The sequence below is a fragment of the Bradyrhizobium sp. USDA 372 genome, assembly GCF_053629095.1.
On the sequence record NZ_JBRJHR010000001.1, the window covers coordinates 1,552,889 to 1,565,954 of the forward strand.

Sequence of the window (13,066 nt, forward strand, 5' to 3'; positions counted from 1 at the left end):
GTTACGGCCCGATGCTGTTAACGATGATTAAGAATGTCTTAATCGCGGGCATTTCATTCGCGACGCTCTGCCAATAGGATGTTGCAGAAATTGGCGGACAAGCCGTTCGGGTGGGGACGGCTCGGAGATCCGCGCAAGCGGCATGATCCGGTCTGTGGGCTTGCGCCGCGCGCAGGGCTCGCGGGGGGACGCGTACAAGTAACGAGGGCTCGGACTGAACATGGCGAACACTCCGAAAAAGGTCAAAGACCCTACAGAAGTTGCGCTTTCTGCGATTCAGGAAGCCCTGAACATCAGCGACACGGCGGCCGATACCAGCCGCAACGCCGCGATGCGCAACGAAACGGCGCCCCCGGTGCCGCCAGCCGCGCCACCGGTGTTCGACGATCCGAACTTCGAGCCGCGCCCCGCCGCCAACGAACGGTCGACCGTGTTCGACCCGGTCGAGGAGCCGCGCACCGCGCGCCGTCCCGCCAATGACGACCGCGAGACCATCGGTCAGTTGCTCCAGGCGCTGCAGAAGGGCCGCCCTGCCCGCAACGTCTACACCTTCGCGACCATCTTCGCCGGCATCTGGCTCGCCGCTTGCGCCGCGCTGACCGTCGGCTTCCTGCCCTCGATCCAGGCCGCCATGGGCCAGAGCGGCGGCGTGCTCGTCATCGCCGGCCTCGTTGCGATGTTCTTCGCGCCGATCATGCTGTTCTACTTCCTCGCCAGCCTCGTCTGGCGCGGCCAGGAAATGCGCATGATCGCGCAGGCGATGGCGCAGGTCGCGATCCGCTTCTCCGAGCCGGAAGGCTCGGCCGCCGATTCCATGGTCACCGTCGGCCAGGCCATCCGCCGCGAGGTCGCGGCGATGGGCGACGGCATCGAGCGCGCGATTGCGCGCGCCGGCGAGCTCGAGACGCTGGTTGCCAACGAGGTCGCCGCGCTCGAACGCGCCTATTCCGACAACGAGGTCCGCATCCGTGCCCTGCTCCAGGACATCGCGCATCAGCGCGACAATTTGGTCGGCCAGGCCGAGCAGGTTCGCAGCGCCATTTCCGGCGTACAGATCGACTTGCGCCACGACATCGCGCTGATCTCGGACGCGATCGCCTCCCGCGTCGACGAGGTCGCCAAGTCGATCACCGGCGCGCTGGAAGAGCGCGGCGCCCACATCACCCAGGCGCTGAGCAATGCCGGCGACAACATGATCCTGGCGCTCGGCGAGCGCGGCGGCGACCTGCTCGACCGCCTCGAGGAAGCCAGCAACGAGACCACGCGCGCCGTGCTCGACGCCAGCGAGCGGCTGACCACCAGCCTCAACTTCAAGACCGGCCACGTCCACGACGAGTTCGTCGACCTCGCCGACCGCGTCCACGAGATGCTGAACGAGCGCATCGACCGCATCACCGGCGAGTTCGAGCAGCGTTCCGCCGCGATCGTCGACGGCATCTCCGAGCGCACCGAGCAGGTGCACGACAGCCTGAAGAACTCGTCGGACTCGCTGCTGCTCGAGCTCGAGCTGCGTTCCAACGACATCTCCGCCAAGATCGACGACGCCGGCAACCGCCTCGCCGGCCAGATCATGACGAGCGGCGACAAGGCCAGCGAAGCGCTCGACGCCACCGTCAACTCCCTGGTCGCCAAGGTCGTCAGCCAGACCGAGACCGCGCACGATTCGCTGTCGCTGCAGATGAGCGCGTTCGACGAGCTGGTGAGGAACCAGGGCACCGAGCTGGTCGAGAAGTTCGCCCGCGACTCCGGCACGCTGGGCGCGCTGATCACCCGCCACATCTCCGAGTTCGACCGCACCGTGAAGACCTTCGGCGGCGAGATCGTCGAGCGCATGGGGCAGCGAACGCAGGACATCGCCGAGACGCTGAAGACCTATGTCGACAATTTCGACACCCGCTTCACGTCGAACGGCGGCCAGATCACGGCGGTGCTCGACCAGCGCCTCGCGCAGTTCGAGACCACGATCGGCGAACGCGTCGGCAATATCGACGCCTCGCTGAACGGCAAGATCGCCAGCCTCGACGGCACCATCGAAGGCCACATCAGGACCTTCGACGAGCAGCTCGTCGGCCGCGTCGCCGCGCTCGAACAGTCGTTCGACGGCCGCGCGAAGTCGATGACCGAAACCATCGACGGACGCATCAACACGCTGGCGACGTCGCTGACCGACGGTGCCGCGCAGGCCATCCAGTCGATCGACTCGCGCCTCACCCACCTCACGACCTCGCTGACCGGCGGCGCGTCGCAGGCCATCGAAACGATCGATGCACGCCTCAATCACCTCACGACGTCGCTGACCGATGGTGCGTCGCAGACCATCCAGTCGATCGACACCCGCTTGACGCACCTCACGACGACGCTCACTGGCGGCGCGACGCAGGCGCTCGAATCCATTGACGCCCGCCTCACCTACCTGACCACGTCCGTGACCAACGGCGCCTCGCAGGCCGTGCAGTCGATCGACACCCGCCTCACGCTGCTGAGCTCGACGCTCACCGACGGCACCGCGCAGGCGATCGAGGCCGTCGACCGCCGCATCACCGGCGTCGCCGAGATCATCGACGGCCGCAGCACGCATCTGACCGACACGGTCACGGCACGCTTCCAGGATATCCAGCAGGCCATCGAGACCAAGGTCGGCTCGGTCGCCAGCGACATCGACGTGCGCGTGGCGCAGTTCGAGGACCTGCTCGGCTCGCGCGTCGAGGCCGTCGCCGGCCGCATTGAAAGCAGCGGACGCCAGGCCAGCGAGGACATGATGTCCCGCGCCGAGATGATCTCGACCGCGATCCGCTCGCATGTCGAGGACGCCGAGCGCTCGCTCACCAACCTCGTCGTCAACACCAGCGAGACGATCCAGACCGGTGCGCGCACCGCCCAGCAGTCGCTGCTGACGGTCTCCTCCGACGTCAACGCCCAGCTCAAGATGACCTCCGCCGAGGTCGAGCAGGCGCTGACCGCGGTCGGCACCGGTGCGGCGAACTCGATCCTGACCAGCGCGCGCGAAGCACAGTCGACGCTGGTCGCGGCCTCGGGCGAAGCCTCCACCCAGATCAAGGGGCTCGCGGCCGACGTCGAGCGCACGCTGTCGGCGGCGGGCTCCGCCACCGCGGCCTCGATCCTGGCCGGCGCCCGCGAGGTGCAGACCACCCTCGTCACTGCGTCCTCGGATGCGGCCAACCAGGTCAAGACGCTCACCGCCGACGTGCAGCGCTCGCTGTCGATGGCCGGCACCGCCACCGCGGAGTCGATCACCGCCGGTGCCCGCGATGCGCAGAGCACGCTGATCGCGGCCTCGACCGAGACCGCCAACCAGATCAAGGCGCTGTCCTCGGACGTGCAGCGTTCGCTGACGATGGCGGGCACCTCGACGGCCGAGACCATCATGAGCGGCGCCCGCGAGGCCCAGAGCACGCTGGTGACGGCGTCCTCGGACGCGGCGAGCCAGGTCAAGTCCCTCGCGGCCGAAGTGCATCGCTCGCTCTCGCAGGTCGGCCAGTCCACCGCCGAGACGATCACCACCAGCGCCCGCGACGCCCAGAGCACCCTGCTCGCGGTCTCGGCCGAGCAGACCAGCCAGGTCCGTTCGCTCGCGGCCGAGATGCAGCGCGCGCTGGCGACCGCCGGCGGCGCCACCATCGAGGCGCTCACCAGCGGCGTTCGCGAGGCCCAGGGCACGCTGATCTCCGCCTCGACCGACGCGGCGAGCCAGATCAAGTCGCTGACGACGGACATCGAGCGCACGCTGACCGCGGTCGGCGCCGACACCGCCTCGACCATCCTGAACAGCGCGCGTGAGGCCCAGATCTCGCTGACCTCGACCTCGGCCGACGCCGCGAGCCAGATCCGCACGATCTCGACCGAGATCGAGCGCACGCTGAGCGCGGCCACCGCCAACGCCACCAACGACATCCAGACCAGCGCGCTCAACGCCCAGAACGCGCTGATCTCCGCCTCCAACGAGGCGAGCTCGCGCGTCAAGTCGAGCTCGGCCGACGTCGAGCGTTCGGTGCTCGCCGCCAGCTCCAGCTTCGGCCAGGCCATGACCGGCAAGACCGACGAGATCGTCACCTATGTGCAGCAGCAGGCCGACCGTCTGTCGAACATGATCGACGCCAAGCGCGGTGCGCTGGTCGACGCGATCGGCACGAAGACGAGCCAGCTCACGCTCGACATCGACCGCGTCACCTCCGACGCGCTGAAGTCGATCGAGACGCGCGGCCAGGCCTTCTCGCAGACCATGATGGGCAACGGCTCGGAAGTCGCCCGCACCATCAACGCCGCGAGCGAGGTCGCCACCAGTGCGGTCAGCAAGTCGCTCAAGGATCTCGAGCAGTCGTCGCGTTCCGCGATCGACCAGTCGCGCCAGGTCTCGATTGCGGCCGTCACCGAGATGCAGGAGACCAGCAAGATCCTGCGCACCGACACGGTCGCCCTGTTCGAGCGCCTGCGCGAAGGCAACATCCTGCTTCAGGAGGTGCTGACCGGTGCGCACGACAACCTCAACTCGCTCGAGCGGGCGCTGGTGACCCGCGTCGCCGACTTCGTCTCGGCGATGAATGACGTCACTTCGCGCAACGGCGCGGCGACGCAGAACCTGGAAGAGCAGCTCAACGTCTTCAACAGCAAGACCACGAAGGCGCTGCAGGATCTCGGCGAGCTGTCGACCCAGTTCGACAAGCACGGCCAGGCGCTGGTCGAGGCCGCCCAGGTCGTCGAGCAGAGCAACAAGAACACCACCGCCTCGCTCGCCGAGCGCAAGCAGGCGCTGGAATCGCTCGTCACCACGATCGACCTGCGCACGGCCGATCTCGACCAGCGGCTGTCGCGCTTCACCGGCCTGCTCGATGAATCGCTGGCGGCTGCCGAAGAGCGCGCCCGCGACATCGCCCGCGTCGTCGCCGAGACCGCCGGCGCCGGCTCGGCTGCGATCACCCGCCAGTTCGAGGCGGTGCGCGCGGCATCCGAAGAGGAGCACCGGCAGACCATCGAGGCCATGCACGACATCTACCGCCAGACCACCGATGAGGCGGATGCGATGTTCAAGCAGTCGACCGAGAAGTTCACCAACCTCGTCGCCAGCATGAAGCAGATGGCTTTCGAGATGCACAACGAGCTCGAAGCCACCCGCAACGAGCTGCGCCGCGGCGTGCTCGAGATGCCGCAGGAGGCTGCCGAGAGCACGGCGCAGATGCGCAAGGTGATCGTCGACCAGATCGAGGCGCTCGCCGAGCTCAACCGCATCGTGGCCCAGCACGGCCGCGGGCTCGACGTCACCACGGCGGGCCGCGCCAGCGTGCAGCGCCAGGAAGAGCCGGTGCTGGCCGCCGTCGGCAGCCGCGCGCCGGAGACCCGCATGCGCGACATCGGCAGCGCTTCGACGCTGCCGCCGCCGGACCTCGGCATGCCGGCCGCGCGCCGCACCGAAGCGCCGCCGGTCGCGCCCGGCAACAACGACCAGAACCGTGACGGCTGGCTGTCGGACCTGCTCAACCGCACGGACGCCAACCAGGGCGCTCCGAACGGCCGTGAGGCTCCCCGTGGCCGTGCTGCTGCCCCTGCACCGCAGCCGCAGGCTCCGCAGGCAAGCAGCAATCCGCTGGAATCGCTGTCGCTCGACATCGGCCGGCTGATGGACCGCAACCTCGCCGCCGAGATGTGGGACCGCTACCAGCGCGGCGAGAACAAGGCCTTCACCAAGCGCCTCTACACGCCCGCCGGCCAGAAGGCCTTCGACGAGGTCGCCCGCAAGTACCGCGCCGACCGCAACTTCAAGGGCACGGTCGACCGCTACGTCGCCGAGTTCGAGCGCCTGCTCGACGAAGTCGCCCGCGACGGCCGCGGACCGCAGGAGCTGCGCAGCCACCTGATCTCGGAGACGGGCCTGGTGTACACGCTGCTAGCGCACGCGGCTGGCCGCCTGGGGTAAGCGGCCGATAGCAACGAACAGCGAAAGAAAACGGAGGCCTCTCGGCCTCCGTTTTTGTTTGAGTGCGTCATCCGCGCTCTCGTGCCCCGGACGCAGCGCAGCGCTTCTTTAGCGGTGCGCTGCAGAGCCGGGCCCACGCGGCATCGTACGGTGTGGCTTTCTGGGTCCCGGCTCTGCGCAGCAACGCCAAGAGCGTTGCAGCGCGTCCGGGACACGGGTCGCAAGCTCGTCATTGCGAGGAGCGAAGCGACGAAGCAATCCAGACTGCCGCCGCAGAGACAGTCTGGATTGCTTCGCTTCGCTCGCAATGACGGCGGAGAGAGCATGCGCCCTCTCTCATCTCGTGCGAACGCTCCCGCTACCGCCTGCCGCTCGCGGCGGGTGCCGGCTTGGGCGGCTCGGGCGGCGGGGCGGGTTGCGATGAATTGCTGGCGCCGAACAAGACGCGGGTGGGGTTGCGGTCGAAATTGTTCACGGCACGGCTGATGTCGCCGAGGGTGCGGCGGCCGTCGGCCATCAATGCGCCGGAGCGCTTGTCGAAATCGTCGGCCAGCTCGCGGATCGACTTCACCGCCTGGAACAGCTCGCCGCCGTCCTTGCCGCCGGCCAGCGTGTTGAGGCCGAGCATGAGGTTGTCGGCCTTGAGCATGACGCCGTCGACCTTCGCCATCACGCCGTCGATCTTCTCGGAATTGCGCGCCAGCGAGTTGGTGAAGGTCTCGAGGTTCTTCAGCGAGTTCTTCACCGAGTCCTGATTGTCGGCGACGATCTTGTTGATGTTCTGCAGCGTGGCGCGGATCGCCTCGGTGACGTCCTGCAGCTTGTTGGGGTCGGCGGTCAGCGTCGGGATGCCGTCCTGGTCGAGCGGCGGCGGGGCTGCGGCCTCCTCGCCGCCCTTGAGCGAGATCGCGGCGACGCCGGTCAGGCCCTGGAATTCGAGGCCGACCAGGGTGTCCTTGCGGATCGGAGCGTTGTTCTCGATCATCGCGAGTGCGACAACCCGCCGCGGGTTGTCGAGCTTCACCGAGACCACCTCGCCCACCCTGATACCGTTGAAATTGACGCTGCCGCCGTTGCGCAGGCCCGCCGCGGGCCCCTCGAACACGACGCGCAGCGGGCTGCGCTGCTTGGTGGTGTGCAGCGACTGAAACCACAGCACGAAGCCGATCGCGGCGGCGATCACCGCCAACGTGAACGAGCCGATCAATATGTAATTCGCCCGCGTTTCCATCAGGTGCTCCGGCTACTCAACCCAGCTACTCAACCCATGACCGCGCGGGCGCGCTTGCCATGGAAATACTGCCTCAGCCAGGGATGCTGCGAGGCCTGCATGTCGGCGATCGACCCTGCCGCAATGATCTTACCGTTCCCTAAAACGGCGATGCGGTCACATGCGGTGTAAAGGCTGTCGAGGTCGTGGGTTACCATGAAAACGGTCAGCCCCAAAGTGCGCTGGAGGGTCCGGACCAGCTCGTCGAAGTCGCCGGCGCCGATCGGGTCGAGGCCGGAGGTCGGCTCGTCCAGGAAGACGAGGTCGGGATCGAGCGACAGCGCGCGCGCCAGGGCCACGCGCTTGATCATGCCGCCGGAGAGCTCCGACGGGAAACGCTCGGCGACCTCGGGCTTGAGGCCGACCATGGTGAGCTTGGCCATGGTGATCTCGTCCATCAGCCGCTGCGAGACGCGCAAATATTCGCGCATCGGAAACTGGATGTTCTGCCGCACGGTCAGCGAGGAGAACAGCGCGCCCTGCTGGAACAGGACGCCCCAGCGCCGCTCGACGTTGCGCCGCTGCGACGTGCTCGAGGAATCCAGGTCGACGCCGAACACTTCGATGGAGCCTGCGACCTTCGGCACCAGGCCGATGATGGTGCGCGTCAGCACCGACTTGCCCGCGCCGGAGGGACCGACGAAGCCCAGGATCTCGCCGCGCTTGACGTCGAGGTTGAGCCCGTCGAGCACGCGCGTCGCGCCGAACTGCACGGTGATGTCGCGGACGCGGATGATCGGATCCTGTATCTCGCCTGCCATCGTCACATCCCGATCGAGGCGAAGAAGATGGCGAAGATGCCGTCCATGACGATGACGAAGAAGATACCCTTCACCACCGACGCGGTGGTGTGCTGACCCAGCGATTCCGCGCTGCCCTGCACGGCCAGCCCTTCGACGCAGGCGACGATGCCGATCACGGCCGCCATGACGGGCGCCTTGACGATGCCGACGATGAAATGATCGATCGAGATGGCATCGCGCAGGCGCAACAGGAACGCTTCCGGCTGAACGCCGCCATAGAGCCAGGCCACCAGACCGCCGCCATAGAGCGCGGCCATGGCGCCGAGAAACGCCAGGATCGGCAGCGCCAGCACCAGCGCCATCATGCGCGGCAACACCAGCACCTCGATCGGATCGAATCCCATGGTGCGCAGCGCGTCGATCTCCTCGCGCATCTTCATCGAGCCGAGCTCGGCGGTGTAGGCGCTCCCCGAGCGGCCCGCGACCATGATCGCGACCAGCAGCACGCCGATCTCGCGCAGCACCAGGACGCCGAGCATGTCGACCACGAAGATGTCGGCGCCAAAGCGGCGGAAATGGAAAATACCTTGCTGCGCGATGATGCAGCCGATCAGGAAGGTGATCAGCACGATGATCGGCACCGCGCGCCAGCAGACCTGCTCCATGTGATGCACGGTCGAGGTCAGGCGGAACGAGCGCGGATGAATCAGGACGCGAAACCACGCCGCGAGCACGGCGCCGAGCATGTCGACGAGGCCCGCCACCGTGCCGGCGACGCCGGCCACGGCCCGGCCGATCTGCTCCAGCATGCCGGAGATGGTGATCGGGTTACTGTCGACCACGGCCGCCGCCCTGACCCGCCGCACCTCGTCCACGAGGCTGGAATAATTGGCGGACAGACCCGCAATCTGCGCCTCGACAGGTCCCTTGGTCAGGCTGCGGCGCAGCCGCTCGATCAGCCAGGCGCCGAACGTGTCGAGCTTGGCGATTTCGGAGACGTCGATGAAGATGCTTTGCGGAGTGCCTGCGAGCTTCTCGGCATCGGCCACCATCCGCTCCAGGACCGGCGCAAAGCTCGCGGTCCAGGTCCCGGTGGCGCACAGCGCCAGCGCGTTGCCCTTGGCAATCCGTTCCAGCTTCGGATCGCCACTCATGTCCGCTCCCGTGCCGGGGCGGAGAAAATCAGATGGTTGCGCACGCGCCCTTACCCAGAGAAGGTATCCCCAAGTGGTTAATGTTAGTTGCTAGAGGTAACTAGCAGGTTCAGATTTCGCCAGAGTTCAAAATGACTTCCATGAAATTTGCAGCTTTGGCGACGCGAATCGAGCGCTTCCCGATCGCCGGCAGCTTTACCATCAGCCGGGGCGCCAAAACCGAGGCCGTCACCGTCGTGGCGGAGGTCAGCCGGGACGGCCTGACCGCCCGCGGCGAGTGCGTGCCCTATCCCCGCTATGGCGAGACGCCGGAGGCGACACTGGCCGCGATTGAGGCCATGCAGGAGGCCGTCGCTGGCGGGCTGACGCGAGAGGCCCTCCAGGCCGCCATGCCGCCCGGTGCGGCCCGCAACGCCCTGGATTGCGCCCTGATCGACCTCGAGGCCAAGGCGGCCGGCTTGCGCGCCTGGAACCTGCTCGACCGCCCGGCCCCGGGGGAGCGCACCACGGCCTACACGATCTCGTTAGGGACCCCCGAGGCCATGGCCGCGGCGACCGCCAAGGCGGCGCACCGGCCGCTGCTCAAGATCAAGCTCGGCGGCGACGGCGATCCGGAGCGCATCGCGGCCGTGCGCAAGGCCGCCCCCGAAGCCGAGCTGATCGTGGATGCCAACGAGGCCTGGACCGAGGCCAATCTCGAACACAATCTCGCTGCCTGCGCCGTGGCCGGCGTTACCCTGGTGGAGCAGCCGCTGCCGGCAGGCAGAGACGAGGCGCTGGCGCGGATCAGGCGCCCGCTGGCGGTCTGCGCCGACGAGAGCGTGCACGACCGCTCTTCGCTCGCGCCCTTGCGCGACCGCTACGATGCCGTGAACATCAAGCTCGACAAGACCGGCGGCCTCACCGAGGCACTGGCCATGGCCGATGCCGCCCAGGCGCTCGGCTTCGAGATCATGATCGGCTGCATGGTCGCAACCTCGCTGTCGATGGCGCCAGCGATGCTGGTGACGCCGCAGGCGCGCTTCGTCGATCTCGACGGCCCGCTGCTGCTCGCGCATGACCGCGACCACGGCCTGCGTTATGACGACAGCCTGGTCTACCCGCCGGACGCTTCGCTCTGGGGCTGAGCCGTGAGGCGATGCCGCGCCGACCAGATCAGGATCGCGCCGGCAGCGGCCATCGCGGCCATGACGTAATAGACACCATCACCGATGCGGGCATAGATCGCGCCCGATGCGATCGACGTCGCCGCGCCCAGGAGTCCGTTGCAGGCGGCGTAATAGCCCTGCCCGCGCGCGATCTGATGCGACGGCACGCGCTGCACCAAGAGGTTCATGGTGCCGAGGATGGTCATGCCAAAGCTGAAGCCGTGGCCGAGCTGGGCGATCGCGAGCAGCACGAGCGGCGGCTCGCTGGCGGTGACGATCCAGCGCAGCACGGCGATCACGCCGCCGATCGCCATCAGCGTGGACGGATGCAGCGAGAAGCGCGGCGACAGCGCGAACACCACGATCTCGGCCATCACGCCCAGCGTCCACAGCACCGCGATGGTGAGCCCGCTGATGCCATGGAGCTGCCAGTCGATGGCCGAGAAGGTGTAGAAAGCGATGTGGCTGCTCTGGATCAGCGCGGCCGATGCGATCACCGCCCAGAAGCCGGCATCACGCAGCAGCGGCTTGCCGGCGGGCCGCTCCGGCGTCCTCCGCCTGAGATCGTCGAGCGGCTGGAGCAGCAAGCTGGCGAGAACAGCGACGACAGCCCAGGCCACGATGACCCAGATCAGCTCGCGCGGAGCAATGACGTCGACCAGATAGCCGCAGGCGAGCGAGCCGGCGGCGAAAGCCGCCGAGCCCCACAGCCGCAAGGGTCCGTAGTCGAGCCCGTAGCGGGCGACACCGCGCAGCGCATAGGCATCGGTCAGCGGCATCGTCGGCGTCCACATCATGCAGGTCAGCGCGTAGATCACGAACAGCGCCAGCGGCTGCTGCTGCAGGCCGACGACCGAAAATCCGATCGCCGTCGCCAGCGCCGACACCATGATGGCGGCGCGAATGGCATGCCTCTTTTCGGCAAAGGCCGTGACCTGCGGCAGCGTGGTGAAACGTGTGATGGCCGGCAGCGCGTTGATGATGCCGATCCAGGCCGCGTCGACGCCGATCGCCTTCAGCCAGACCGGGAAGAACGGCATATGCGTGCCCAGAACCGCAAAAAAGGCCGAATAGAACACGGCGAGGCTCACGGCGAATCGCCGCTTCGTCGCTACCGCGATGGGGATTTGTGATTCGGACTGCATCAAACCAATTGCGATTCGGTCGATATCGTGGTGATCGTTACAGTAACGCGCACTGATTTGCGCGACGAGATTGTCATGGCCAACGAAGCATTCGCCCTCTCGCCCATGTCTGCCCGCGCCGCGGAGCCGAACGAGCAGGATTACGAAGCGATCCGCGAAGCCTTCATGGAGACCGCGCGCGGCCGCTGGTTCCTCGGCGAATATGCCAAGCGCAACCGCAATGCCGACACAAGCATGGTGCTGGATGCGGTCGCTCGAATCGAGGAAACCCTTGCGGCACAGCGGCAACCGGTCGTCGAGGACCGCCTGCCCGGGGCGCTGGTCGAAATCCGCCGCGCCATCCGCGAGGCGGAGACGATCGCACTCGCCGCGTTCGATCCCGCCGCGATCGAGGCGAGCCTCGCACCGATCCCGCGCGGGGTGCGCATCATCAAGGAGATCTCCTGGCGCTGGCGCGAGATCGGCGCCGACGGGCGAATCTGCGACCTCATTGATTCGCAGCTGGCCTCGATCGAGGCCGCCTGCGGGCAGATCTCGACCCTCGATCCCCGCGTCGAGCTCAAGGCCGCGTTCGATTTGTTGAAGGATCGGGTCGAGCAGCTCGACGGCGGCGCATCGCCGCAGGCGGCTCCGGCTCCGGCGCAGGAGGTGCCGTCATCCGCTGCGGAAGCCTCGCCCGTCGAGGCGGCGCCGGCGGCGATGGCCGGCGAAGCCGTGGCTTTTACGGAGACGCGCGAAGAGATCGCCGCAGCTCCGGAAGCCGAGGCGGCGGCTGTCGAAGCAACGGCCGTCGCTGAGACCTCCGTCATCGCCGAGCAGGCCATGGACGCGGCTGTTGCACAGGAGATCGCGGCCGACAGCCAGATCCCTGCTGAAAGCGCGGTGCTCGAAAACGTCGTGCCTGAATATGCCGAGCTCGAAGCCGTCGCGTTTGAAGAGCCGGCCGCTGAGCCCGAGGCATCGACGGAAGCAAGCGAGGAGTTCTCGCTCGATCCCGCCGCCGAGGCCGAGGACGAAGCCATTCTCGAAGCCATCGCGATGGAGATGGCCGCGCCCGATCCCGATTTCGACGAGATCATCGAGCCGGTCGAGATGGCCGCGCCAACGCCGGAACCGATGGCCGCGGAGATCGCAACGCCGGTTGCCGCCGCGCTTCCGGAGCCGATCGCAGCCGAGCCGGTCGTCGCAGCCGTCGCGGAAGAGCCCGCCGCGGACGCACCGATCGCGCTGGATTCGCTCGCGCGCCTCACCGACGCCATCGCGGAAGCCGCCGCCGAAGTGATGGAGCAGCAGGCGCCGGCCATGGCGGCGGCAGCATCGTTCGCCGCAGCACCGGCCGCAACGCTGCCGATGCCTTCGCCCCTGCCTGCGTCCATGCCCGAAGCCTCACTCGGCGCCACCATCCTCGCCAGCGGCATCCTGCAAAAGCCGCGCGCACCAGCCAACGACCCGCTCGCTCCGATCCGACGCATGACCCAGGCCGAGAAGATCGCGTTCTTTTCCTAAGGGGCGCGCACGCTCACGTGTCCCGGACAAGCTGCAACGCCCACGGCGTTGCGGCGCAGAGCCGGGACCCAGGAGTCACAAATTCCACTGAGCATGGGCCCCGGCTCTGCAGCGCACCGCTGAAGAAGCGCTGCGCTGCGTCCGGGGCACCAGAGTCGGATTCGGTGCCAC

Annotated in this window: 7 protein-coding genes; 3 read left to right on the forward strand and 4 right to left on the reverse strand. The window is 67.6% G+C overall.

Translation table 11 applies throughout. The features are described 5' to 3' along the window. Window positions 1–220 precede the first annotated feature (220 nt). Complete coding sequence (locus AB7M16_RS07680; protein WP_453943540.1) at window positions 221–5,929, forward strand: apolipoprotein A-IV repeat region-like domain-containing protein; 5,709 nt, start codon at window positions 221–223, stop codon at window positions 5,927–5,929. A 358-nt stretch (window positions 5,930–6,287) separates the two neighbouring features. On the opposite strand, the gene AB7M16_RS07685 is transcribed toward AB7M16_RS07680, so the two are convergent. From AB7M16_RS07685 to AB7M16_RS07695, 3 genes are read right to left on the reverse strand one after another with little or no spacing between them, the layout of a single operon-like run. Next, complete coding sequence (locus AB7M16_RS07685) at window positions 6,288–7,160, reverse strand: MlaD family protein (protein WP_453943541.1); 873 nt, start codon at window positions 7,158–7,160, stop codon at window positions 6,288–6,290. A 29-nt stretch (window positions 7,161–7,189) separates the two neighbouring features. After that, entirely contained in the window at window positions 7,190–7,960 is a 771-nt protein-coding gene (locus AB7M16_RS07690; RefSeq protein ID WP_172785270.1) for an ABC transporter ATP-binding protein, read from the reverse strand. Between the two features lie 2 nt (window positions 7,961–7,962). Beyond that, complete coding sequence (locus AB7M16_RS07695; protein WP_212260254.1) at window positions 7,963–9,096, reverse strand: MlaE family ABC transporter permease; 1,134 nt, start codon at window positions 9,094–9,096, stop codon at window positions 7,963–7,965. 131 nt (window positions 9,097–9,227) lie between these two features. Between AB7M16_RS07695 and dgcA the strand changes: the two genes are divergently transcribed. Then, window positions 9,228–10,223, forward strand: coding sequence for an N-acetyl-D-Glu racemase DgcA (gene dgcA, locus AB7M16_RS07700; RefSeq protein WP_212260252.1), 996 nt, complete (start codon window positions 9,228–9,230; stop codon window positions 10,221–10,223). Here dgcA and AB7M16_RS07705 read toward each other — a convergent pair. Continuing rightward, complete coding sequence (locus AB7M16_RS07705) at window positions 10,193–11,389, reverse strand: MFS transporter (protein ID WP_453943542.1); 1,197 nt, start codon at window positions 11,387–11,389, stop codon at window positions 10,193–10,195. The genes dgcA and AB7M16_RS07705 overlap by 31 nt on opposite strands. Before the next feature lie 75 nt (window positions 11,390–11,464). On the opposite strand from AB7M16_RS07705, the gene AB7M16_RS07710 reads away from it, so the two are divergent. Further along, window positions 11,465–12,895, forward strand: coding sequence for a hypothetical protein (locus AB7M16_RS07710; RefSeq protein WP_453943543.1), 1,431 nt, complete (start codon window positions 11,465–11,467; stop codon window positions 12,893–12,895). The last annotated feature ends 171 nt before the right edge of the window (window positions 12,896–13,066 follow it).

Bases quoted from the DNA above. Each gene is read 5' to 3' on its own strand.
- AB7M16_RS07680 (WP_453943540.1), top strand. From the start codon at position 221: ATGGCGAACACTCCGAAAAAGGTCAAAGACCCTACAGAAGTTGCGCTT.
- AB7M16_RS07685 (WP_453943541.1), bottom strand. From the start codon at position 7,160: ATGGAAACGCGGGCGAATTACATATTGATCGGCTCGTTCACGTTGGCG.
- AB7M16_RS07690 (WP_172785270.1), bottom strand. From the start codon at position 7,960: ATGGCAGGCGAGATACAGGATCCGATCATCCGCGTCCGCGACATCACC.
- AB7M16_RS07695 (WP_212260254.1), bottom strand. From the start codon at position 9,096: ATGAGTGGCGATCCGAAGCTGGAACGGATTGCCAAGGGCAACGCGCTG.
- dgcA (WP_212260252.1), top strand. From the start codon at position 9,228: ATGACTTCCATGAAATTTGCAGCTTTGGCGACGCGAATCGAGCGCTTC.
- AB7M16_RS07705 (WP_453943542.1), bottom strand. From the start codon at position 11,389: ATGCAGTCCGAATCACAAATCCCCATCGCGGTAGCGACGAAGCGGCGA.
- AB7M16_RS07710 (WP_453943543.1), top strand. From the start codon at position 11,465: ATGGCCAACGAAGCATTCGCCCTCTCGCCCATGTCTGCCCGCGCCGCG.